The sequence below is a fragment of the Bizionia saleffrena genome (assembly GCF_008086175.1).
In the GTDB taxonomy this organism is placed as follows: domain Bacteria; phylum Bacteroidota; class Bacteroidia; order Flavobacteriales; family Flavobacteriaceae; genus Bizionia; species Bizionia saleffrena.
This window is the reverse complement of record NZ_VSKM01000002.1, coordinates 125,959-150,517: the sequence shown is the minus strand read 5'-3', so window position 1 is coordinate 150,517 and position 24,559 is coordinate 125,959. Positions and strand designations below refer to the sequence as shown.

General features: G+C 34.9%; 26 protein-coding genes and 1 tRNA gene. 8 read left to right on the top strand and 19 right to left on the bottom strand.

Features of this window, described 5'->3' with window-relative positions:
* The first annotated feature begins 17 nt into the window (after positions 1-17).
* The 8 genes from ES676_RS02365 (at position 18) to ES676_RS02330 (ending at position 8,668) form a co-directional block, all read left to right on the top strand.
* A complete protein-coding gene (locus ES676_RS02365; RefSeq protein WP_246124423.1) occupies positions 18-1,238 on the top strand; it encodes an FtsW/RodA/SpoVE family cell cycle protein in 1,221 nt (406 codons plus the stop codon).
* Positions 1,239-1,265: 27 nt separating this feature from the next.
* Positions 1,266-2,381: an undecaprenyldiphospho-muramoylpentapeptide beta-N-acetylglucosaminyltransferase gene (gene murG / locus ES676_RS02360; RefSeq protein ID WP_148368433.1), complete on the top strand. Its 1,116-nt coding sequence runs from the start codon at positions 1,266-1,268 to the stop codon at positions 2,379-2,381.
* 31 nt (positions 2,382-2,412) lie between these two features.
* Positions 2,413-3,765, top strand: a complete 1,353-nt coding sequence (murC, locus tag ES676_RS02355) for a UDP-N-acetylmuramate--L-alanine ligase (RefSeq protein WP_148368432.1) — start codon at positions 2,413-2,415, stop codon at positions 3,763-3,765.
* On the top strand, positions 3,755-4,474 hold the full coding sequence (locus ES676_RS02350) for a cell division protein FtsQ/DivIB (RefSeq protein ID WP_148368431.1): 720 nt from the start codon (positions 3,755-3,757) through the stop codon (positions 4,472-4,474). The genes murC and ES676_RS02350 overlap by 11 nt, the downstream gene beginning before the upstream one ends.
* Positions 4,475-4,477: 3 nt before the next feature.
* On the top strand, positions 4,478-5,809 hold the full coding sequence (ftsA, locus tag ES676_RS02345; RefSeq protein WP_148368430.1) for a cell division protein FtsA: 1,332 nt from the start codon (positions 4,478-4,480) through the stop codon (positions 5,807-5,809).
* Between the two features lie 72 nt (positions 5,810-5,881).
* Complete coding sequence (ftsZ, locus tag ES676_RS02340; RefSeq protein ID WP_148368429.1) at positions 5,882-7,945, top strand: cell division protein FtsZ; 2,064 nt, start codon at positions 5,882-5,884, stop codon at positions 7,943-7,945.
* A 179-nt stretch (positions 7,946-8,124) separates the two neighbouring features.
* Positions 8,125-8,574, top strand: a complete 450-nt coding sequence (locus tag ES676_RS02335; RefSeq protein WP_148368428.1) for a GatB/YqeY domain-containing protein — start codon at positions 8,125-8,127, stop codon at positions 8,572-8,574.
* Between the two features lie 20 nt (positions 8,575-8,594).
* Positions 8,595-8,668 (top strand) — tRNA-Arg (locus ES676_RS02330).
* A 122-nt stretch (positions 8,669-8,790) separates the two neighbouring features.
* Here the strand turns inward: ES676_RS02330 and ES676_RS14905 are convergent.
* From ES676_RS14905 to fbaA, 19 genes are all read right to left on the bottom strand, one after another.
* A complete protein-coding gene (locus tag ES676_RS14905; RefSeq protein ID WP_215731631.1) occupies positions 8,791-9,222 on the bottom strand; it encodes an integrase core domain-containing protein in 432 nt (143 codons plus the stop codon).
* Between the two features lie 431 nt (positions 9,223-9,653).
* Complete coding sequence (locus ES676_RS14900) at positions 9,654-9,878, bottom strand: hypothetical protein (RefSeq protein ID WP_215731630.1); 225 nt, start codon at positions 9,876-9,878, stop codon at positions 9,654-9,656.
* Positions 9,879-9,914: 36 nt separating this feature from the next.
* Positions 9,915-10,088 carry a helix-turn-helix domain-containing protein gene (locus ES676_RS14895; protein WP_215731629.1) on the bottom strand — a complete coding sequence of 58 codons (174 nt, stop codon included), beginning with the start codon at positions 10,086-10,088 and terminating at the stop codon, positions 9,915-9,917.
* Between the two features lie 108 nt (positions 10,089-10,196).
* Entirely contained in the window at positions 10,197-10,859 is a 663-nt protein-coding gene (gene rpe, locus ES676_RS02320) for a ribulose-phosphate 3-epimerase (protein ID WP_148368427.1), read from the bottom strand.
* Between the two features lie 29 nt (positions 10,860-10,888).
* Positions 10,889-11,308 carry a BLUF domain-containing protein gene (locus ES676_RS02315; RefSeq protein ID WP_148368426.1) on the bottom strand — a complete coding sequence of 140 codons (420 nt, stop codon included), beginning with the start codon at positions 11,306-11,308 and terminating at the stop codon, positions 10,889-10,891.
* Between the two features lie 250 nt (positions 11,309-11,558).
* Positions 11,559-12,422, bottom strand: a complete 864-nt coding sequence (locus ES676_RS02310; RefSeq protein WP_055435630.1) for a sigma-70 family RNA polymerase sigma factor — start codon at positions 12,420-12,422, stop codon at positions 11,559-11,561.
* A gap of 151 nt (positions 12,423-12,573) precedes the next feature.
* Positions 12,574-13,773 (bottom strand): glutamate-5-semialdehyde dehydrogenase, encoded by a 1,200-nt coding sequence (locus ES676_RS02305; protein WP_148368425.1) that lies wholly within the window; start codon positions 13,771-13,773, stop codon positions 12,574-12,576.
* A gap of 12 nt (positions 13,774-13,785) precedes the next feature.
* Complete coding sequence (gene proB, locus ES676_RS02300) at positions 13,786-14,556, bottom strand: glutamate 5-kinase (RefSeq protein ID WP_148368424.1); 771 nt, start codon at positions 14,554-14,556, stop codon at positions 13,786-13,788.
* A gap of 15 nt (positions 14,557-14,571) precedes the next feature.
* The gene (gene proC, locus ES676_RS02295; protein WP_148368423.1) at positions 14,572-15,378 is read right to left on the bottom strand and encodes a pyrroline-5-carboxylate reductase; all 807 of its coding nucleotides are present in this window, start codon (positions 15,376-15,378) and stop codon (positions 14,572-14,574) included.
* Positions 15,379-15,834: 456 nt separating this feature from the next.
* Positions 15,835-18,084, bottom strand: coding sequence for a polyribonucleotide nucleotidyltransferase (locus ES676_RS02290; protein WP_148368422.1), 2,250 nt, complete (start codon positions 18,082-18,084; stop codon positions 15,835-15,837).
* A 170-nt stretch (positions 18,085-18,254) separates the two neighbouring features.
* Positions 18,255-18,524, bottom strand: coding sequence for a 30S ribosomal protein S15 (gene rpsO / locus ES676_RS02285; RefSeq protein ID WP_148368421.1), 270 nt, complete (start codon positions 18,522-18,524; stop codon positions 18,255-18,257).
* A 450-nt stretch (positions 18,525-18,974) separates the two neighbouring features.
* Entirely contained in the window at positions 18,975-19,268 is a 294-nt protein-coding gene (locus ES676_RS02280) for a hypothetical protein (protein ID WP_148368420.1), read from the bottom strand.
* Positions 19,269-19,376: 108 nt separating this feature from the next.
* Positions 19,377-19,772: a TonB-dependent receptor gene (locus ES676_RS02275; protein WP_148368419.1), complete on the bottom strand. Its 396-nt coding sequence runs from the start codon at positions 19,770-19,772 to the stop codon at positions 19,377-19,379.
* 69 nt (positions 19,773-19,841) lie between these two features.
* Positions 19,842-20,747: a hypothetical protein gene (locus ES676_RS02270; protein ID WP_148368418.1), complete on the bottom strand. Its 906-nt coding sequence runs from the start codon at positions 20,745-20,747 to the stop codon at positions 19,842-19,844.
* A 243-nt stretch (positions 20,748-20,990) separates the two neighbouring features.
* A complete protein-coding gene (locus ES676_RS02265) occupies positions 20,991-21,281 on the bottom strand; it encodes a carboxypeptidase-like regulatory domain-containing protein (protein ID WP_148368417.1) in 291 nt (96 codons plus the stop codon).
* 21 nt (positions 21,282-21,302) lie between these two features.
* The gene (locus tag ES676_RS02260) at positions 21,303-21,629 is read right to left on the bottom strand and encodes a hypothetical protein (RefSeq protein WP_148368416.1); all 327 of its coding nucleotides are present in this window, start codon (positions 21,627-21,629) and stop codon (positions 21,303-21,305) included.
* Between the two features lie 80 nt (positions 21,630-21,709).
* Positions 21,710-21,850 carry a hypothetical protein gene (locus ES676_RS14615; RefSeq protein WP_170234408.1) on the bottom strand — a complete coding sequence of 47 codons (141 nt, stop codon included), beginning with the start codon at positions 21,848-21,850 and terminating at the stop codon, positions 21,710-21,712.
* A 502-nt stretch (positions 21,851-22,352) separates the two neighbouring features.
* Complete coding sequence (gene accD, locus ES676_RS02255) at positions 22,353-23,210, bottom strand: acetyl-CoA carboxylase, carboxyltransferase subunit beta (RefSeq protein WP_148368546.1); 858 nt, start codon at positions 23,208-23,210, stop codon at positions 22,353-22,355.
* 180 nt (positions 23,211-23,390) lie between these two features.
* Complete coding sequence (gene fbaA, locus ES676_RS02250) at positions 23,391-24,458, bottom strand: class II fructose-bisphosphate aldolase (RefSeq protein ID WP_148368415.1); 1,068 nt, start codon at positions 24,456-24,458, stop codon at positions 23,391-23,393.
* Positions 24,459-24,559 lie beyond the last annotated feature (101 nt).

The following is a 24,559-nucleotide window of genomic DNA, read 5'->3' as shown; positions in this document are numbered from 1 at the left end:
TAGACATTAGGAATTCTGTGAAAGAAAATGCTAAAAATATAAACTTAAAAAAGGTTTTTGCAAACCTTAAGGGAGATCGATTAATATGGGCGATAGCGGCACTATTGGCTATATTTTCATTTCTTCCGGTCTATAGTGCTTCTAGTAATTTAGCATATGTGGGAGGAAATACCAATACATTTGGTTTTTTAGTAAAACACTTTATGCATTTGTTTCTAGGGTTTTCTATAATGTACGGAATACATAAAATTCCTTATCGTTATTTTCGCGGACTTTCTATGATTATGATGCCTTTAGCTTTTGTGCTTCTGGTGGTTACAATAATGCAAGGCACAACTATTGAAGGCGCTAATGCAAGCAGATGGATTCGTATTCCGTTTGTAAATATGTCGTTTCAAACTTCCACATTAGCCTCAGTGGTACTAATGGTATATGTTGCGCGATATATGTCTAAAATGAAAGATAAAGTAATTTCATTTAAAGAATCAATTTTACCACTTTGGTTGCCGGTATTTCTACTATTAGCCTTAATTTTGCCTTCCAATTTTTCGACGACCGCTATTCTATTTGTTATGGTAGCAATGTTGGTGTTTTTAGGCGGTTATCCTATTCGTTATCTAATAGTGATGTTGGCCTTTGGGGTTTTAGGATTGGTACTGTTTGTTTTGGCGGCTAAAGCATTCCCCGAAGCGATGCCTAATCGTGTAGATACGTGGATGAGTCGTGTGGAGAATTTCTCGAATGGAGAAGATACAGAAGCCGATTACCAGATTGAGAAAGCAAAAATAGCCATTGCATCAGGAGGTATTAAAGGTTTAGGGCCAGGGAAAAGTATGCAAAAAAACTTTTTACCGCAGTCATCTTCCGATTTTATTTTTGCAATAATTGTTGAAGAATACGGGTTAATAGGGGGTATCTCCCTCATAATTCTATATATGTGGTTATTATTTAGAATTGTTATAGTGGCTCAAAAAGCCGATACCATTTTTGGAAAATTGTTAGTGCTTGGCGTGGGCTTGCCCATTGTATTCCAAGCGATGATTAATATGGCGGTTGCCGTAGAGTTATTCCCTGTAACAGGGCAAACGCTGCCACTAATAAGTAGTGGAGGTACTTCTATTTGGATGACCTGTTTAGCAATAGGAATTATTTTAAGTGTAAGTGCCAAAAGAGAGGAGATTTTAGAGCAAGAAAATAAAGAAGAGAGTCCGTTAGAAATTCTTTCGGAAGCTATATAACTATAAACAATACGTTATCGTAATAAAGTGAATCGTAAAACAAACACATATAAAATTATATTATCTGGCGGTGGTACTGGAGGGCACATTTACCCTGCAATTGCTATTGCCAACGAATTAAAATTCCGTTATCCTGAAGCGCAATTTTTATTTGTAGGTGCAAAAGATAGAATGGAGATGGAGAAAGTGCCTAACGCAGGGTACGCTATAAAGGGGTTATGGATAACAGGGATTGAGCGAAAAGTATCGTTAAAAAATATGATGTTTCCGTTTAAGCTTATTAACAGTTTATATAATGCTAGGAAAATAGTTAATCAGTTTAAGCCGGATATTGCTATTGGAACCGGTGGGTTTGCTAGTGGGCCGCTATTGCAAGTTGCGGCGTCTAAAGGCATCCCAAGTATTATTCAAGAGCAGAACTCATATCCAGGGATCACCAATAAATTATTGGCCAAAAAAGTGCAAAAGATCTGTGTGGCTTACGACGGATTAGAGCGTTTTTTTCCGAAAGATAAAATAATAAAAACGGGTAATCCAGTACGACAAGATTTGCTAAATATCGGTACGAAAAAAGAAGAGGCAATGCGCTATTTCGATTTAGTTGGCGATAAAAAAACCTTGTTAGTTCTAGGTGGAAGTTTAGGGGCTAAAGCAATAAACGAATTGCTAAAAAAAGAATTAGATTTTTTACAAACGCAGAACCTTCAAATAATATGGCAATGCGGAAAGTTATATTACGAGAGTTATAAAATTAACGGACATACAAAAAATGTCCAAGTGCACGCGTACATAAATCGTATGGATTATGCTTATGCGGCGGCAGATTTTATTATCTCAAGATCTGGTGCGGGCTCGGTTTCAGAGTTGTGTATAGTAGGTAAGCCGGTGGTGTTTGTGCCGTCGCCATATGTTGCCGAAGACCATCAAACCAAAAACGCGATGGCTATAGTAAAAGAGAATGCGGCGCTGTTAATTGCTCAAGAAGATTTAGAAGTTGATTTTAAAAATAAGTTTTCGCAGTTAATAGCATCGCCAGAAAGACAACAGCAATTGAGTGATAATATTAAAAAATTAGCACTCGTTAACGCTACAAAAGAAATTGTAGACGAAGTGGAGAAATTATTAGAACAGAAAAAGAAATAAAAAATTAAAGCCCCCTGTTTAGGGTAAAGCAATGAATTTAGAAAGAATACATAACGTTTATTTTATAGGTATCGGTGGTATTGGTATGAGTGCTTTGGCGCGCTATTTTAAAAGTAGTGGCAAAAACGTGGCGGGATATGATAAAACCGAAACAGACATCACTAAGTCTTTGATAGACTCGGGTATTGAAGTGCATTATGAAGATTCTATTTCTAACGTAGATTTTGCGTTTTATAACACTTCTACAACCCTTGTCGTTTATACGCCTGCTGTGCCTAAAGACCATAGACAATTGGCCTATTTTAACCATAACCGATATGATATTTTAAAGCGTTCGGAAGTGTTGGGTTTAATTACTAAAAACAGTTTTTGTCTAGCTGTTGCAGGTACACACGGTAAAACAACAACCACAAGTATTTTGGGACATATTTTGTACCAAAACGATGTAAAATTAACTGCTTTTTTAGGCGGAATTAGTGAGAATTACAATTCTAATTTAATAGAAAATGGTAACGAAGTTAGTGTTGTAGAAGCTGATGAGTTTGATCGGTCGTTTTTAACCTTATCGCCAGACATTGCTTGTATAACCTCTATGGATGCCGATCATTTGGATGTTTATGGCGATGCTTCGGAATTAATAAAATCTTTTGAAGCGTTCGCTGGAAAATTAAAGCCCGACGGGAAACTGTTTGTAAAAAACGGATTACCCTTAAACGGAATCACATACGGTGTTGAAGATGACGCCGATTATTCAGCTCAAAATGTTACTATTAAAAATGGAGGGTATGTTTTCGACTTTAAGACGCCGACAACGGTGGTTAAAAACGTAGCATTTACTTTACCGGGGCGACATAATTTATCGAATGCTGTCATTGCTTTGGCAATGGCTACCGAGTATGGTGTTTCAGTGCAAGATTTGACTGGCGCATTAGCTACTTATAAAGGTGTTAAACGCCGATTTACCTATCAAATACAAACTAAGGATTGTGTTTTTATAGACGATTACGCACACCACCCTGCCGAAATTAACGCCGTGCATCAAGCAGTACGAGAAATGTATCCTAACGATAAAGTGCTCGCCGTTTTTCAGCCGCATTTATTTTCGAGAACACGAGATTTCGGAAACGCGTTTGCAGACAGTTTAGCGCAGTTTGATGAGGTGCTATTATTAGATGTTTATCCAGCTCGCGAGTTGCCAATTGAAGGTGTTACGTCGCAGTGGTTATTGAATATGATAAAGAATAATAACAAGCAATTGGTTAGTAAAGAGGACTTGATTGAAAAAATTAAAAAAAGTAAAGCGCGTGTGGTATTAACCATTGGTGCAGGAGATATTGGAGCGGAAGTGTCAAATATAAAAAAAGCATTGAGCGGTGAAAATTAATTGGAATAACATAAAGTTGGTGTTTCTATTAGTGCTAATAGTGTTTTTGTATGCGTTTTCTTCAGCTCGGAATAAGGATAGAAAAATTTCTGAACCGGACATTGAATTTGTGGGAGAACAAAATTTATTTATCACACATAACGATGTTAGTAAATTGTTAATACTAAATCAATTAGGTGGTTTAGATATTACGAAAGAAGCTTTAGATTTGAATAGGTTGGAGATTAGTTTACTGTCTAATCCTATGATTGCTTCGGCTAAAGTTTATGTTAGTGTGAATGGCGATTTTTCAGCAAAAATAAAACAAAAGAAGCCTATTGCAAGAATAAGTACAAAAGATGCTTTCTATATTGATAGTCAAGGCGGACTAATGCCACTGTCTAATAATTATACAGAGCGAGTGCCTTTAGTTACTGGCCAAATAAATAAAGATGATATGGGAAATGTTTTCATAATAGCGCATACAGTATATAATGATGCCTTTTTGAGAACCAACGTTGTGGAGATACATCAAAATGAAGATAGGACTATCGATTTAAAGTTAAGACAGTCTAATTTCATAGTGCAGTTAGGAAGTTTAGAGCATCTCGATAAGAAAATAAATAATTTAAGAGCGTTTTATAAAAAAATATTACAAGATAAAGCGGTAAATAAATATAGCAAAGTAAATTTGCAATTTGATAACCAAGTTGTATGTACCAAAGTATAAGTTATGGATCATAATATAGCAGTTGGATTAGACATAGGAACCACAAAAATTGTGGCGATGATAGGTCGTAAGAATGAGTATGGAAAAGTTGAAATTTTAGGTATTGGAAAATCCAAAAGCTTAGGAGTGCACCGAGGTGTGGTTAATAATATTACCCAGACCATTCAATCTATACAATTGGCTATTCAAGAAGCAGAAGCAGCAGCCTCTGTTAAAATTGAAAGTGTTACAGTGGGCATTGCAGGACAACATATTCGTAGTCTTCAGCATAGCGATTATATCACTAGACCAGATTCTGAGACGGTAATTGATGAAGAAGATATCGACCGTTTAATTAACCAAGTACACAAATTGGTTATGCTTCCGGGAGAAGAAATTATTCACGTATTACCACAAGAATTTAAAATCGATGGGCAATCAGAAATAAAAGAACCTATCGGTATGTATGGTGGGCGTTTAGAAGCCACTTTTCACGTCGTTGTTGGCCAAGTCTCATCTATTAGAAATGTTGGGCGGTGCATTAAGAGTGCGGGGCTAGAGCTCGAAGGGATTACCTTAGAGCCTTTAGCATCGGCGCATGCGGTATTAAGCCAAGAAGAAAAAGAAGCGGGAGTGGCGTTACTTGATATTGGTGGCGGTACCACAGATTTAGCGGTATTTAAAGATGGTATTATCCGTCATACCGCAGTTATTCCTTTTGGTGGTGGGGTAATTACCGAAGATATAAAAGAGGGATGCTCGATTATTGAAAAGCAAGCTGAATTACTGAAAATAAAATTTGGATCGGCGTGGCCAGGCGAAAATAAAGACAACGAAATTGTGTCAATTCCTGGTTTAAGAGGTCGCGAGCCTAAAGAAATCACACTTAAAAACTTATCTAAAATCATTCACGCTCGCGTGGTTGAAATAGTAGAACAAGTCTATGTTGAAATTAAAAACTACGGACACGAAGAGCAAAAAAAGAAATTGATTGCTGGAATTGTATTAACAGGTGGCGGCAGTCAGCTTAAGCATTTAAAGCAGTTAGTAGAATACATTACAGGTATGGACACGCGTATTGGGTATCCTAATGAGCATTTGGCCGGCGATAGCGACGAGGCTATTACAAGTCCCTTATTTGCCACTGCTGTAGGATTAGTAATGGATGGATTGAAACGTCAAGAAAGAAGAAAAGTAGAAGCGAAAATTGAAGAAGAAATAGAAGAAAAAATAGAAGAAGAAGCGGCTAAAGAAGAGGCAGAACAAGAAATAGTAGAACCGCCAAAAAAGCCAAAGCGTTCGTTTTTAGATGCCTTAACAGAAAGAGTGAAGGATTTTTTGGACAACGCAGAATAAAGATAATAATAATACAATTACGCCGTAAATGGCGTGTATAAATAGATTAATTGATCCAGTAAAATAGAATTTATGAGCAACAAGGAATTCGAAAGCATCGCATTTGATTTGCCAAAAAACCAATCAAATGTTATAAAAGTTATTGGTGTTGGTGGTGGCGGTAGTAACGCTATTAACCACATGTTCTTACAAGGTATTAAGGGAGTAGACTTTGTAATTTGTAATACAGATGCACAAGCACTCCAAAATAGTGGCGTACCCAACAAAATACAATTAGGCGTAAATCTTACCGAAGGTTTAGGTGCCGGAGCAAACCCAGAAGTGGGCGAACAGTCGGCAGTAGAGAGTTTGGAGGAAATTCAACGCATGTTTGGTTCCAATACTAAAATGGTCTTTATAACCGCAGGAATGGGCGGAGGTACCGGAACTGGTGCGGCGCCGGTTATAGCTAAAATGGCTAAAGATTTAGATATTTTAACCGTAGGAATAGTAACAATGCCCTTCCAGTTTGAAGGGAAAATGCGAAACGAACAAGCGCAAAAAGGAATCGAAAACTTGAGAGCTCAAGTCGATTCTTTAATTGTTATTAATAATAATAAACTTCGTGAAGTATACGGAAACCTTGGTTTTAAAGCAGGTTTCTCGAAAGCCGACGAAGTGTTAGCGACGGCCTCTAGAGGTATCGCCGAAGTAATAACGCATCACTATACTCAAAATATTGATTTACGTGATGCTAAAACAGTACTAAGTAATAGTGGTACAGCAATTATGGGATCTGCTACTGCTTCCGGACAAAATCGCGCTCAAGATGCTATCCGTAAAGCTTTAGATTCGCCATTATTAAACGATAATAAAATTACTGGAGCCAAAAATGTATTGTTGCTTATCGTTTCAGGAAATCAGGAAATTACTATCGATGAAATCGGTGAAATTAACGACCATATTCAAGCCGAAGCGGGTCACGGTGCGAATATTATTATGGGTGTTGGTGAAGACGATAGCTTAGATGAGTCTATCGCTGTAACTATTATTGCTACAGGATTTAATGTAGAACAACAAGACGAAATTTCTAATACAGAAACTAAGCGCGTTGTACATTCTTTAGAAGAGGAGCCAAAAAAAGCAATTAAGCCTATAGAGCTTACAACTCCAAGTCCTATTGCTGCAGTACGAAAGAAACCAGAACCTGCTCCAGTGGTAAAACATACTTTAGACTTAGACGAAAACGTAGATCCTTTAGCACAATTTGAAAAAGGAAATGCGTCGAAGCAAATAAAAGAAAAGAAGGAAGTACAAAAGAGACCTTTAACAATGGCCGATTTAGGAATTATTCCTACCACCGATGTCATTAAGAATCTAAATGTGGTTAGCAAAGAGGTGTCGTCTGTTAATGAAGCGGAAGAAGATTTCGTTATCACACCATCGCAAGAACACACGGAGGATGAAAACGAAGAACCTGTTTATAACAAACAGCAAATTACGTTAAGCTTCGATATGCCTTTAACAGAAGAATCTATTGAAGATACAGCTCAGCACGCACCGCAGGCAAGCTATGGCCAGCCAGAAGCTAAAACAAACCCAGCGCCTACGCCAGAAAGTAGAACACAACCCGTTACGCCAATAGTTTACGATTTAGAAAGTGAAATAAAAGATTTTGAAGTTAAAGATCCTGTTGAAATTATTCAGGTAAGCACTTCAACAAGTGCTGGCGAAAAACGTTACGCTCTAGATGATTATGACCTGGCCGATTCTTCAATGAATGCCTCAAAGAAGAAACAACCAGAAGTTGAGAAAGATTTTGATGCTGAAATCGAGTTCAAGAAAAAGGTCGTTAAAGAAATTGTTCCTGAGGAGGTAGCGGACGATTTAGACCCAATGAATAGTTCTATTTCTGATATCTTAAAAGAAAGAGCAGACGAGAGAAGACTTAAAATGAAGAACTTTAATCATAAGTTTAATACGTCCAAGATTGATGAAATAGAAAAAACTCCCGCTTACAAGCGACAAGGTTTAGATTTAAAAGATGCGCAACACTCCTCAGAGTCTAATGTGTCAAGAACAAGTTTAGGTGTCGACGATAACGACGATATTCAATTAAGAAGCAATAACTCTTTTCTACACGATAACGTAGATTAATCAAAGTTTTTGTGATTAGTAGCAAGAATGTAATCACTTTATTCCTGTAACCCGAAAGTTAAAGCTTTCGGGTTTATTATTTTTTATCAGAACACATAAAAAATAGAAGAGTAATAGAATGCGAATGCGTATTTACTTATAATTTATTTTTATCTTCGCAGTCAATAAATGATACAATAATGAGTTTATCAACTAATATAATGACAGCGCTTAAAGACGCTATGAGATCTAAAGATCAGACGGCTTTAACAGCATTAAGAGCGGTGAAATCTGCAATACTATTAGCGCAGACAGAAACAGGGTATAAAGAAGAGTTAACAGAAGAGCAAGAGCTTAAGATCCTTCAGAAGCAAGTAAAACAACGCAAGGATAGCGCTGCAATATTTTTAGAGCAGAATCGTAAAGATTTAGCAGAGCCAGAATTAGCAGAAGCAGAAGTTATAGCTCAATTTTTACCAGAAGCAATTAGCGAAGAGGCTATTGCTAAAGTGGTAGAAGACGTTATTATCCAAACAGGAGCAAACGGTATGAAAGATATGGGTAAAGTTATGGGAATGGTTAGCGGTCAATTAGCAGGTAAGGCAGACGGTAAAACGATTTCTAATATTGTTAAAGAAAAATTATCTTAAGTTAACTACTTATTATAAAAGGCTCTGTAGCTCAATTGAATAGAGCACTGGATTTCGGCTCCAGCGGTTGGGGGTTTGAATCCCTTCAGAGTCACTGAAAACACCACTAATAAGTTGTTTTTTAATAGCTTAGTGGTGTTTTTTATTGAAAACACTTTTCTAAAATGTCTAGTCCTGAATAATCGCTACAGAGTAATAAAGGATTAAATTTAATATTTAAAGCTGAACAATGACTCCATTGTTCAGCTTTTTCGATTTATAAGTTTTCATTTCTATTTTACATTGTTTGTGTATTTGATTTGGAGTCAACATATGATTTGATAAATGAGGTCTTTCTTGGTTATAAATTTTGATTGATTCATTATTGATTTGTTTATTTATTTTTAGGTTTACCTCATATTTAGCGATATTAAATTCTTGCTTTAAAATTCCATTGATTCTTTCTGCTGCTGCATTTTCGTAAGGATCATATTTTTCTGTCATACTTGTTTTGATTCCATTTTGATCAAGTAATTCTTGGTAATCATTTGAGCAATATTGTAAACCTCTATCTGAATAATGAATTAAGGGTTTTTTCTTATAGCATCTGTTTTTTATAGCTATATCTAATGCTTGTAATGAACCTTCTACAGATAAACTATTGGACACGTTAAACCCCTACAATTTTATTGGAATAAGCATCCGTAATTAACGCTAAATAACTTGGGTTTTCTCGTCTTCCAACATAAGTAATATCACTACCCCAAACTTGTTCTGGTTTATTAATCTTTAGGTTACAAACTTTATTTTTATGCTTTCTAAATCTATGGTGTGAGTCTGTTGTAATATGATATGATTTCCTTGGAATAATTAATAAATGGCTTTAAGTATTCTAAAGAGCGTATCTCTTCCTGTTTTTATCTTTTTTAAATCCTCTTCTAACAAATAATATAGTTTTCTTGTACCTAAACGTGGCATCTTCATTCTTAATACACGAACCAAATCGATGACTTGTTGTGCTAAACTTTGCTTGCGCAGTTTTGATTTTTTAGTTCGGTAATATACCTATCTATTTACCCCAAGTAATCCGTAAGTAGAAACTATTGTTTCTTTGGTTTGCTCTCGGTATTGATCGATAACCTGGGTGTGTAATTTTTTCTTATTTGAATATCATACTCTCTTTTAGCCATATCAACCAACATATCAAAAATAATAACCTTTTTGTCTGCTCGTTCTGCTAAATGTTCCGCTCTAACTTTTTGTTTTTCTAACAGCTTAACTTTTACCTCTAGCTCAAGTATTCTTTGTTCAGGTGTTTTAGACATAGTAACGGGTGTTTGATTTTCCCAATCAAAATTACCCTATTTTTTTAACCATTTAGTTACAGTGGAGTCACTTTGAATACCATATTTGGTCTGTGCTTGACTTTTTGTAAGAAGTCCTTGTTCAACTTCTTGAACAATTTGTAGTTTAAAATAAAGTGAGTAATCTTTTTGGGAGCGCTTTACGTGCCCAGTGTTTTCTATGCGTTTCATTACACTATTGTTTTAGTGTATCGCTATTTCAGGACGGGACAAAAACATAAAAAAAGAGACTGCAATTTAACTGCAGTCTCTTTTTTTTTAAACACGAGTCTTAAGAAGTTAGCTATTCGCTAGTACTCTTAAGTCTTTTATTGCTATTGTTGGGTTATCACTTTTAAAAACATAGCTACCAGCAACAAGAGCGTCTGCTCCTGCATCTATTAATTGTTTTGTATTTTTATTAGTAACACCGCCATCTACTTCAATAAGTGTCGTTGCGTTTTTACTTTTAATAAGCGCTTTTAACGCTTTTACTTTATTATACGTGTTTTCAATAAAGCTTTGTCCACCAAAACCTGGGTTTACACTCATTATCAACACTAAGTCAATATCGTTAATGGTGTCTTCTAAGACATTAATATTGGTATGCGGATTAAGTGCTACTCCTGCTTTCATTCCTTCAGCTTTTATAGCTTGTAATGTACGGTGCAAATGTGTGCACGCCTCGTAATGCACTGTCAAGATATCGCTACCTAAGTCTGCAAAATCTTTAATGTACCGATCTGGGTCGACAATCATTAAATGAACATCGATTGTTTTTGTAGCGTGTTTAGTAATCGCTTTTAATACGGGCATTCCGTAAGAGATATTGGGTACGAAGACACCATCCATAATATCAATATGAAACCAATCGGCATCACTAGCGTTTATCATTTCTATATCACGCTGTAAGTTCGCGAAGTCTGCAGCTAATACAGAGGGAGCAATTAATTTTGAAGACATAATGTAAGTTGTATTGTTGTACCGCAAAATTAGGGTAATTCTGGATGTTCTTGAAGTAGATTCGCTAAAAAATTTGAAAATACATAGCTGTACTCTTTATTATTTACTTCTAAATGATTAACATATTCTTGTAAAGCGTATAGGGAGTCCATATTTTGTAATACAGAGTAATCGACTTCAAAACTACTAAAGGTTAACTCTTTTATAGGTTCGTTTAAAATTACTATAATGTCTTTATGCCTATTATTTTTAAGTATATTACTAAACAAAGCGTCTACTTTAGAAGCTTCTCCTTCTATAATCTCTAAAAAGGTGTTTTCGTGTAAGACTAGAAGGCCTACAATACCATCGTCATCATTTCTTTTTTTAACCTCATCAACTAAAACCATATTCTCTAAGATTGATTTATGGTTTTTAGGGTGGCTTTTATAACATATTGTCTTAATCATTATTTCAATACCTTTTTCTTTATAACATAGGGTAAATGTAATAATATTATTCCGTTAAATGATGTTCCTTGGCTAATAACTATTAAACTTATTCTTTAATTGTTATAGAGCTTATTTCTATTAAACAAACAAACCCACGGTAATCAGCCGTGGGTTTTTTCATCAATCAAAAAACGAACAGTTTTAGTACCCACGAAAGTGGATATCTCACCGGAGTGAGCATATACTGTTTGTTAAAGTTACCCGGATGTTATCCTAAGTACGTTTTTAATATTTTACTGCGAGACGTGTGTTTTAATCTACGAATTGCTTTTTCTTTAATCTGTCTTACACGTTCTCTTGTTAAGTCGAATGTTTCTCCTATTTCTTCAAGAGTCATTGGGTGTTGGTTACCTAAACCAAAGTATAGTCTAATAACATCAGCTTCACGAGGCGTTAATGTTTCAAGAGCTCTTTCAATCTCTGTACGCAACGATTCGTGTAGTAATTCGCGGTCAGGATTTGGAGATTCTCCAGAGTTTAATACATCGTAAAGGTTAGAATCTTCACCTTCAACTAATGGGGCATCCATACTGACGTGACGTCCAGAATTCTTCATAGATTCTTTAACGTCGTTAATAGTCATATCTAACTCCTTTGCAATTTCTTCAGCACTTGGCGGACGCTCGTGTGCTTGCTCTAGAAATGCAAAAGTTTTGTTTATTTTGTTAATAGAACCAATTTTATTAAGCGGTAAACGCACAATACGAGATTGTTCGGCTAAGGCTTGTAAAATGGATTGTCTAATCCACCAAACAGCATAAGAGATAAATTTAAAACCACGAGTTTCATCGAAACGCTGTGCGGCTTTAATTAAACCTAAATTACCTTCATTAATTAAATCGGGTAAAGTTAACCCTTGGTTTTGGTATTGCTTAGCTACCGATACAACGAAACGTAAGTTTGCCTTAGTTAACTTCTCAAGTGCGATCTGGTCACCAGCCTTGATACGTTGCGCTAATTCTACTTCTTCGTCTGCGGTAATTAAGTCAACTTTTCCAATTTCTTGAAGATATTTATCTAATGAAGCGGTCTCCCTATTGGTTACCTGCTTGGTAATTTTAAGTTGTCTCATCTAAAGTAAAGTGATTTTATGGCGTGAATAATCTGCTATCGGTAGTTATACGTAAGTAGAGTTGATTTTGTTACAAAAAAAAGGCTTTAAATAAAATTAATTATTTAAAGCCTTGATATTTAATTAGTTGTAATGTAATTTTTATTAAAAATTACTCTCTTATATGTCCGTCGCCAAATACGTAGTATTTATTGGTTACTAGTTGTTTTAATCCTAAGGGGCCACGGTGGTGTAACTTATCGGTACTAATGGCGAGTTCTGCGCCAACACCCATTTGGCCACCATCGGTAAATCGAGTAGAGGCGTTATGGTACACGGCTGCGCTGTCTACTTGTTCCATAAATGTAGCTGCTTTGCTCTTGCTTTCGGTTAAAATAACTGCCGAATGCCCTCCAGAATATTTATTAATTAGAGAAATTGATTGGTCTAAATCTTCAGCTTCAGCAATTAATAACTTCATAGCTAAAAATTCTTGATACCATATAGATTCCTCTTTAATCTGTTCTTCGTTGGGTAGAATGGCTCCAATAGCTTTATCAACGACCAAAGCAACGTTTAACTGCTTCAGTACTTGTTGTAATTCTTTTACCTTATTCTCGTAATTTGGTATGTTTTTATTGATAAGTACTTTATCTAGAGCGTTACATCCAGAAATTTTATCGGTTTTAGCGTTTACGATTACTTTTACCGTTTTGTCCCAATCGGCGTCTTCGGCAACATATAGAAAGTTATTTCCGCGACCACTAATAAGTACCGCACAAGAGGCATTATCTTTAACGAATTTTATTAAGCGTTCTCCACCTCTAGGTACTACTAAGTCTAATTTTTCGGTAGGATTTCGTAAAAATTCTTGCGTTTCTTCACGTTTAAGGTGTAATAATCTAATCCAATCTTTAGACAAATTATTTTCTTCTAATGCTTCTTGCCAACATTTTTCAAGGATTAAATTACTGTGTATCGCTTCTTTTCCTCCTTTTAAAAGAATCTTATTATTAGCTTTAAAAGCGAGTACTGCAGCTTCGATGGTAACATCTGGGCGAGATTCGTAAATAATTAAAATAGTACCAAAAGGTGCTGTTCTATTCGTTATTTCTAATCCGCTATCTAAAGTAATGCTCGAAATTTCTCTATTTACAGGATCTTCTTGCTGTCTCACTTTTTTAATAGCGTTTATCATCTCGTCAATTTTAGACTCATTGACAATTAAACGGTCGTAAAGTGCTCGATCTTCTTTATCAAAAGCTTCTAAATCCTTTTTGTTTTCTGTAAGTATTGCGGCTCTATCTCTATCTAATATGCGCATCATTGCATCGAGAACCTTATTTTTTAAATCTATTGGTAGTAATTTCATTTGATTTATTTTTTAAAGTATAAATTTTGTTCCAATCTCTTTATTATCGATAATATCTACAATTACATTTTGTCTTTTTCCGTTTGCGATATAGGTTGGAATCTCTTTACTAGCGGTGCTTTTAGCGATCTTTAATTTTGAAGCCATACCGCCACGGCCTTCTCCTTCTTTTTTAATAGAGGCTTGAACATACTGTTCCACATCTTGGTTGCAGCTCACTTCTGTAATTCTTTCTGAATCCTCGTCGTCTGGATCCCCAGTATACAATCCATCAGTATCCGAAAGTATAATCAATCGATCTGCATCGATTAATTCTGCAACTAAACTGGCGAGTTCATCATTATCTGAAAACATAGACATCGTTAATGAAACGGCATCATCTTCATTGGCAATAGGAATAATACCTTCCGATAAAAGACCCTCATAACAATTAATCATGTTTTGTCGGTGTACACCAATATCGAAATCCCTTTTAGTGGCTAAAACCTGACCGCAACGCATTCCATAGTCGTGAAATAAACTATAGTAATGGCGCATCATACGGGGTTGTCCTACCGATGAATAGACTTGACGTCTTGTTGAAGCATCGGTTATATTAGTATCGCCTATAACTTCTCTTCCTGCGATTGCAGCACCAGAAGACACTAAAACTACCATAATATCGCGTTCATATAGTACCGAAATCTGGCGTACTAATTCTTTTAAAATAGGGTGTAATATGCGATTATCTTTATTCGTTATTACATTTGTGCCAACTTTTACTACTATTCTTTTAATATCCATAATTGTGTGTTTTAATTAATACTCTTTCCCCAATTCGATAGCTCTATTAAAAGCAGAGTAAGCAGCATCTTGAATGAGTTGCTTAACATTATTATCTTCCATAGAATCTATAGCCGCCTGGGTTGTTCCTCCTTTAGAGGCTACACGAGCGATCCAGCTTTCTGGTGAAATATCATTTTGGTTAAACAATTCGATAGCACCTTCAAACGTACTACTTACTAATACTTTAGAATCGAATTCTGAAAAGCCCATTTTTAATGCGGCTTCAAGCATAGATTGCATAAAGTAAAATACGTAAGCTGGACCACTACCAGAAATTCCTGTAGAGGCATCAATAAAGTTTTCTGTGTCAACATGAATAGAAGTTCCTGTTGTGTCTAATAAATTACGAACCATTATAAGTTCTATTTTAGACACCTCTTTAGATTCTGTGTAAGACGTTACACCTTTACCCACTTGTGCCGGTAAATTAGGCATTGTTCTAATTACTTTTTTTACGTCTAATTGGTCTTGTATTAATTGGATAGTTACACCCGCCATTAACGATACAAATAATTGCTCATTGTTAATTAATGGTTTCATTTTTTTAAATAATTCTTCGCAGTGAAAAGGTTTTACTGCTATAAATACAACATCGGCTTTTGGTAGACAATCCTCGAGGTTGTCAAAAACATTAAATTCTGGTTGCTGACTTAATACCTCAATTTTTTTTGGATCAGTATCGTATATTCTTAATTTGTGCTTACTCAGTAAAGGCGATGTTGCCATACCTTCAGAATAAGTTAATCCCATATTTCCTGCTCCAATTACTAATACTTTCATTTTGTATGTTATTAATTTTAATTAATTATACAAGATAGTGTGCAAATACTGTGCGGAAGTGCTATTTCTGTATTTTATTTTAAATAATAAGCATTATGTTAACATAGTTATGCAATTTATGAACATATCTGCTTAGAGTTGTGATGTTGATAAGAATTTGATGAAATAGTTATGAGATTGTAAATCCTGTACTTTGATATTGAGTTAAAAAGGTGACATATTGTCTTTAAAAGGCTGTTTATCTTAAATATAATGAAGTTTTTTGACTCTTTTTATAAAAATAATCGTGATTTATTGAACATGAAGTGCCTAGTTTAGGGTTTTATAATTTAAAAAAAGATAACTACAATAGTGCGGGTTACAAATTAATGTTTCTCTTCTTTAAGATGTACAAAGCACAATAAAAAAGCCCTTCAAAATAAATTGAAGGGCTTTGAGTTATTTTAAAAGAAGGTTTTAGTCTTCTTTCTTTTCTTCTCTAGGTTTTCTGTCGTCTCTGCGGTTATCGCGTCCACGGTTATCTCTACCTTTATTACGGTCGTTATTACGATCGTTTTCTCTTGGCGGTCTTTCTTTAAACCCTTCTGGTTTTGGTAAAATCGCTTTACGAGATACTTTTTCTTTTCGTGTTCTTGGATCTAAACCAAAGTATTTCACATCAAAAACATCGCCCATATTTACAACGTCGCTCACGTTTTCAGTGCGCTCCCAAGCCAATTCGCTTACGTGTAATAGAACTTCGTTTCCTGGTGCATCTAAATACTCTACGACAGCACCGAAATCAAGCATTTTGATAACTTTTACTTCATAAACGCTACCTACAGTAGGTTTAAACAAGATAGAATCTATTTTTGCCATAACAGCATCAATACCTTCATTACCAACGCCTAAAATTTCTACGATACCTTCTTCGGTAATAGCGTCTTCACTAATTACAATAGTAGTTCCAGTTTCTTTTTGCATTTCTTGAATCACTTTTCCTCCAGGACCAATTAATGCACCAATGAATTCATTAGGAACACGTCTTGTAATCATTTTTGGAGAATGTGGCTTCACATCTGCAGCCGGAGCAGGAATGGTATCTGTTATTTTACCTAAGATATGTAAACGACCATCGCGTGCTTGTTTTAGTGCATTCACTAAAATTTCGTAGCTTAATCCTTTTACTTTAATATCCATTTGGCAAGCTGTAATACCATCAGCAGTACCGGTTACTTTAAAGTCCATATCCCCTAAATGATCTTCATCACCTAAGATATCAGACAATACAGCGTATTTTCCAGAATCAGCATCAGAGATTAATCCCATTGCGATACCAGAAACTGGCTTTTTCATTTGAACACCAGCATCCATAAGTGCCATAGTTCCAGCACAAACTGTTGCCATAGAAGACGAACCGTTAGATTCTAAAACTTCAGAGACAACACGTACAGTATATGGGCAATCTTCAGGAATCATACCTTTTAATGCACGTTGTGCTAAATTACCGTGTCCTACTTCTCTACGAGAGGTACCACGAATTGGTCTAGCTTCTCCTGTACAAAAAGGAGGGAAGTTATAATGTAAATAGAAACGCTCTTCACCTTCAAAAGAGGGCATATCTATTTGGTTTGCATCTCTAGAAGTACCTAAAGTAACCGTCGCTAATGCTTGAGTTTCTCCACGTGTAAAGATTGCAGAACCGTGAGTAGATGGTAAATAATCTAACTCACACCAGATTGGTCTAATCTCGTCGGTTTTACGACCATCTAAACGCAATCCTTCATTTAAGGTTAAATCGCGAATGGCCGCTTTTTCAGCTTTGCGATAATAATCTGAAACTAAACCACCATAATCTTCTAATTCTTCTTCAGAAAAAGTAGCTTTAATATCTTCTTTTATTTTTTGAAAAGCAGCACTTCTTTCATGTTTAGCAGATCCCGCTTTTGCTATAGCATACACTTTATCGTAAGCCATATCATGAATTTTCTTCGCTAAATCGTCTTCTACTCTTTCACCATCATAGTCACGAACATCTTTCTTTCCAAATGCTTCTGCCAATCTTAATTGCGCAGCACATTGTACTTTAATCGCTTCATGAGCAAACTTAATGGCTTCAGCCATTTCTTCTTCAGAAATCTCATCCATTTCACCTTCTACCATCATTACAGAATCGGCAGAAGCACCAATCATCATATCTAAATCAGATTCTAACAATTGAGCACGTGTAGGGTTTATTACAAATTCGCCATTGACGCGACCAACTCTAGCTTCAGAGATAGCACATTCGAATGGTAAATCTGACAACTGAATAGCTGCCGAAGCTGCTAAACCTGCCATAGCATCTGGCATAACGTCATCGTCATGAGACATTAATTGAATCATTACCTGCGTTTCAGCGGTGTAATCTTTTGGAAATAATGGACGTAAAACACGGTCTACTAAACGCATTGTTAATACTTCGCCATCACTTGGTCTTGCTTCTCTTTTAAAGAAGCCACCTGGGTAACGTCCTGCGGCAGCAAATTTCTCTCTGTAATCTACCGTTAAAGGTAAAAAATTAAGATCTTTTTGCTCGTAATTGGAAACTACTGTACATAATAACATACATTTTCCTGACTGAACAACAACAGACCCATGCGCCTGTTTTGCTAATTTTCCGGTTTCGATAGAAATTTCTCTTCCATCACCAAGGTCTATGACCTCTCTAAAAACTTTTGGAATCATATTTTTTTCAATTCTAATTAAACAATGGTCGTTGTGTTGTAGTTGTAGTAGTAGTTGTGTGACCAATGAAAAACTGTAATTAGCTTCTTCAATACGTATTTTAGACTCTTGCGTTTGAGTAGGATTATATAGTAAAAAACCACGCTTGTGGGCGTGGTTTTAGAGATATATTATTTTCTTAATCCTAATTCTTTAATAATTGCACGATATCTTAAGACATCTTTTTTAGTTAAATAGTCAAGTAAAGCTCTTCTTTTACCTACTAATTTTACTAGTGAACGCTCAGTATTATAATCTTTACGATTGTTTTTTAAGTGTCCAGTTAAATGGCTAATTCTGTATGTGAATAAAGCAATTTGTCCTTCTGCTGAACCGGTATCTTTAACTCCGTTACCGTGTTTTGTGAAGATTTCTTCTTTTTCTTTTTGATCTAAATACATGCTAATATTGTTGTAAATGATTGTTATGTAAACGAAAGAGTATCTTTCGATTTGCAAATATACTTATTTTTATTGAGATGCAAATACATACAAATAAAAAAACGTGTAGGTTTTTTAAAAGCGATACTTTACTAGGCCAAAAACATATCTTGGTAGCAATTGTGTTGACGATTTATAGGCTGTAAACTCGTTTATATTATTAATAGTAAACACGTTTTCATTGTGTAAGTTGTTAAAAACTAGCTGGTATGAGAATCTTGATTTTTTAGGAGTATAATCTAAATTAATATCTATAAATGAATAATTACCATCAGTAGTACGATAAAATTTATTCTGTAGTGTCGCTATCCAGGCTTTAGAAAGTTTATAAGTGAAATTTAAATTTATAGTTTTCCAATTTGTTTTTGATGCAATAGAATTAAAGATAGACTTAGCCGTATTTAAAATAAATTAGAAGTTTAAATTTATAGGAAGTTTAAAATAAGTGGTGCCAGATAAGAAATAAGAAGAGGTGTAAGAATCTAAATCTTGAAATCCCGAAGTGTTTACTTGAACTAAACTATTGGTCCAAGTTTGAGAGGTCCCTAAATTAGTTGAGAGGTTTAGTTTTTTAAAGTAGGAGGTAAAGTCAATGTTTGAAGACAATACATCCTCGCTATTTACAAATTTGGAACTCGAAAACAGCAAATCTTGATCTATTCTGTTTTCTGTAGAATATTTCCCATTAGAATTAACATATTGCATTCTTATAGAAACTGTTTTGGTTTGCTTATTATTTTTTAAGCGATAATTAAAAGTAAAGCTATTCCTTCTTGGGAATTCTATGTTTTGTGTTCCTCTTATAAAGGTATTTTAACTACTGAGTTGATAATTTGGTAATAGTATATTGGCTTGGGGTGTACTATAACTTTTAGAATAACTAAAACTAAGGGCTCCTATTTTTAAGTTTTTTAAACCTAATCTTCCTTTGGGACTTAAAATCCAGTCGTTGTTTTTAACATAACCCGCATTGACATCAATATAATCTAACGAAAGTCCAGCAGATAGTTCTATATGTTTTGAGAGGGCATAATTTAAATTGGATTTAAACTTCAGGGTGTTTTGTTTAAAATCAGTAGTATTCTGTAAACTGTCAATTGCTGTGTAATTTTCTGAGTCTTGTAAAAGAAACGGGTTCTCTCTTTGTTCGGTTACAGATTCATAACCCACTTCCAAATGACTTTCAAAGTCACCAAAGCGAATAAGCATAGTAGATTTTCCGCCTAATATTGAGTTTATATCTTTGGATATGTTACTAATAGTTGTGGTGTCTGGTTGCTAGAATATGTTGTTCAGTACCGGTGATTTAATATGTGCTTGTTGCTTAATTGTATTCTGTCCGAAATAGAAATAAGAGTGCAGAGCTTTTTTATGACCTAATAAATAACTGTGATTTAAATGATTATTAACCGACTGGTTTTTCATTTCCAAGCTTTCAATAATCGCGTTATCATTAAATAATAAACGCTTAGTGGTTGTTTCGGGTTTGTTGTTATATACTAAAACATTTTTAAAATATGATTTTTCGCTGCCGGCATATTTTAACTCTATTTCTACTCCTGCAACCTCATTGTTGCGTTTCGTGTTAACACTCTCCGTATAAACTATAGGCGGCTCATTCGTGTTAAAGGTTGTTTTAGATGAGAATAGCTGGTCTTCATTATCGTTAGAGTAATAGGCTGTTCCTCTAAGTTTTAAGTTTGGTGTTACGCTAGTAACAAAACTTAATGCATTAATAAAAGCGTTATTAAATGTGCTTTGCCCTTCTTTAAAAACGGAACTCTCCGTACTAGCTATTGTATATATAGGATTGGCGTTAGATTCTATTTTCTGTTCTCTAAATGAGGTGTTGTTACCCGCAGAAGAAGAGGCTTCTTCTAATTGGTCTGAAGCTTTTGTACCTAGATTATTGTAATTATTGAAGTTGAAAAATTTAACTTTTTTACGAATCAATCCTACGTTAGAAGTTAATTTAACTCTGTCTTTAGTACCTAAACCAAGAGAAGCATTACCAAACCAAATGTTTTTATAGCCTTCTTTTAGAACTAAATTTAAAGCCACTCTTTCTGAAGTAATCACTTTTGCTAAAATAGGGTTATCTTCAAATTCATCTAATATCTTTACAGCATCTAAGACCTTTGCATCCAGCTTTTTTGAAAGAATAGTATAGTTTTTATCAAACATATCTTCACCTTCAATTAGTAGTTTGTCAATAAATTTACCGTGTGCCTTAATAGTTCCATTTTTTTAAACTTCAATACCAGGTAACCGTTTTAAAACATCTTCTATGGTTTGTTCTGTTCCGCTATTAAATACTTTTACTTTGTATGTCGTTGTATTACCTTCTTTTTTTTATTTTTCTGAAGGATTTAAAATCACTTCACTTAAGGCTTCTACTTTAATTTTTAAAATAAAGGAAAACGTATGCTATTTTACGTTAGGTGTAAGTTTAAGCGTGTCTGTTTTTTTTTCAAACCCAAAACTTTGAGCAGACACTATAATATGGTTTGTAAAATTGAACTGTGTTTCTAAAACATAAGCACCATTTGTTTCTTTTAAGGCATAAGCCACTGTATTATTGTCTGAATCGTAAACAACAACACTTGCATTTTCTATGGCATTGTTATCGCTGTCTAGTACAAAGCCACTAATTTTAGTTTGTGCTAATGCGAAAAACGGTGATAGAATAAAAAAAGTAATTCCTAAAATTAGTTTCATATAATGGGTGTAGCCGACTAATTAAAAGGATTCAATAAACGCTTCACTTTTAATTTTTTGTTCTGGAACTTCTGCATTATATTTTTCTGCAATAAGTATGGAGTTTATTTTCATTTTCTCGTAAATATCATCCAATCTATCTTTAAAGCCTTGTAGCGAATGCCAAGTGTTTGGGTGGTCTTTTGGTCGCTTTAGTTGCGTAATAATAGCGGTATTAGTGGTTGGGTATTCTATGCTTTTAAAATAAAAATACATTTCTTTATCGGCATCATAAGCCTCTAAAATTAAACCTGGTAAACCTCGTAGTTTCCAAGGGCCATAAGGGAGTGTATGTCTAAAGCATACCAAGCAGTGTAACTAAGGCCTCTGTAATTTGCTACGGCTTGATGTACTTTAAACTTTCCTATTTGTTTGGTCTTGTTGTTTAATTACCAATTTATTTTTGGTGTTTTTTCTGGAACATAAAAATCTATCCATTGATTCCAGTAAATGCTATCTTTTTCTCCATTGTTATACACTTGGTTACCATACTGTGTGGTTAGTTGTCCTAAATATGAGCGAATAGTCATACCGTCTTCACTACTATATCATAATAAGTTGATTCATATCCATCTGGACAAACAACAGTTACCAAAGGATATTTTTTAACACTGGAGTTTCTTCAATTGGAGTAGCGGAAACACTCATTAGGGATAAACCTAAAACAAAAGTCCTAAAGATATAACTTTTTCATAATAAATAATTTTAAACCAATAATTTAGTACTGGTTGCTTAATAGATTTGAGAAGTCGTTTAAAAAACCAAATAGTTTAAATTGAATACTCATAATTTGGCGTTTTATTTATCAGAATCTTCAAAAAAATGACTCCAAAATAATTTGATTGAATTTTCTGACAACTCGAAAATAAAAAATAATAAATCAAAGCCCGTTACTTTTTAGCAGGTTTATTTGCATTTAATCGATTAGTGCTATTTAAAGTAGTTTTCTATTACGGTAAAAACCGTAAAAACAAAAAAAATGGCATACGCTTAATAAAACGTATGCCATTTAGAGGGGTGTAATTTAATTATTTAATCGCGCATTGGCTGGTTAGTAATTAAATCTATGTATTGGTTTACTTTATCTTTTAATAATTTTCTATGTGTAATGAAATCTAAGAACCCGTGTTCTAATAAAAATTCGGCGGTTTGAAATCCTTTTGGTAATTCTTTACCTGTGGTGTCTCTAACAATTCGCGGTCCTGCAAAACCAATTAAAGCACCAGGCTCACTAATATTAATATCGCCTAGCATAGCGAAAGATGCTGTTGTACCTCCTGTAGTAGGGTCTGTACATAATGAAATGTACGGAATTCCAGCGTCTGCTAATTGTGCTAATTTTACAGATGTTTTAGCTAATTGCATTAACGATAATGCCGCTTCCATCATTCTTGCGCCTCCAGATTTTGAAATAATCATAAAAGGAAGCTTGTGTTTTAAAGCATAGTCTCCAGCGCGTGCAATTTTTTCTCCAACAACACTTCCCATAGAACCGCCAATAAAAGCGAAATCCATACAAGCAATAACCATTTCTTTTCCTTTAGATTTTCCTACGGCTGTACGTACGGCATCGGTTAAGTTTGTTTTTGTTTGTGCTGCTTTTAAACGGTCTGGATATTTTTTAGTGTCTTCGAATTTTAAAGGGTCTTTAGAAGACAAGTCTTTATCGAATTCTTTAAATTTATTATCGTCGAATAAAATTTCGAAATACTCTTTACTTCCTATTCTTACGTGGTAGCCATCTTCTGGACTTACGTAGAAGTTCTTCTCCAATTCTTTAGAGTCTACTATCTTACCGGTTGGAGATTTATACCACAGTCCTTTTGGAATGTCTTTTTTCTCTTCGGTGGTTGTATGTATTCCTTTTCCTTTTCTTTTAAACCAAGCCATTGTATCTGCCATTTTTAGTTTGTTGCGATTATAGAATAGTCATCTAAATCGCTGCGTTAAGGATTAAGCAATGTGTTTGAGCTCTTTGTTTTTTTACTTAAAAAAACAAAAGCGAGTTGCGAAAGCCTGACCACAAAATTAAAGTTTTGTTTTTAATTTTGTGGTAACGCCATTAAAATTTTATAAAGTATTTACATTATTAAGGTCTTCGAACGCTTTTTTAAGGCGATCTACGAAAGCTAACTCTCCCCTTCTAAGCCATACTCTTGGATCGTAATATTTTTTATTTGGTACTTCACCTCCTTCTGGATTACCAATTTGCGACTGTAAATAATCCGTTTTTTCGGCCATATAATCGCGCACTCCTGTGGTGAACGCGTATTGCATATCGGTATCGATATTCATTTTAATAACACCGTAACCTATAGCTTCTCTAATTTTTTCTAGAGATGACCCGGAACCGCCGTGAAAAACGAAATCGATATGGTTATGCTCTACATTGAATTTTTTAGAAATGTATTCTTGTGAATTTTTAAGAATTTCTGGAGTCAGTTTTACGTTTCCTGGTTTGTACACCCCGTGCACATTTCCAAAGGCAGCTGCAATAGTAAACTGGTCGCTTACTTTACTTAGCTCTTCGTAAGCGTAGGCTACTTCTTCGGGTTGGGTGTATAATTTAGATTCGTCGACATCGCTATTATCTACACCATCTTCTTCACCGCCGGTAATTCCTAATTCTATTTCTAGGGTCATTCCCATTTTGCTCATTCGTGCTAAATACTGTTTGCAAATGGCTATGTTTTCTTCAAGTGGTTCTTCACTTAAATCAATCATATGCGAGCTATATAATGGTTTTCCTGTTTCTTTAAAGTGCTTTTCGCTGGCATCTAGTAAACCATCTATCCAAGGTAATAATTTTTTCGCACAATGGTCTGTATGTAAAATTACTGGTACACCGTAAGCTTCGGCTAATAAGTGCACGTGTTTTGCTCCGGCAATACTTCCTAAAATGGCGGCTTGATGGTTGTCGTTACTTAGTCCTTTACCGGCGTTAAACACACCACCACCATTAGAAAATTGTATAATGACTGGCGCATTTAAAGCGGCCGCTGTTTCCAGTACGCCGTTAATACTGCTTGATCCTACAACGTTTACTGCTGGAAGTGCAAAGCCTTTTTCTTTCGCCAATTTAAAAATTGCTTGAACTTCTTTTCCAGTTGCTACTCCGGGTTTTATTTGGTGTGCCATTTGTTATGGTTTTTTTATTGAAAATTTGAACGTCAAAAGTAATGAATTTTGATTAATTCTCTAAGAGTTGTTAGGTAATTGGAGTGGCCGTTTCTTTTAAA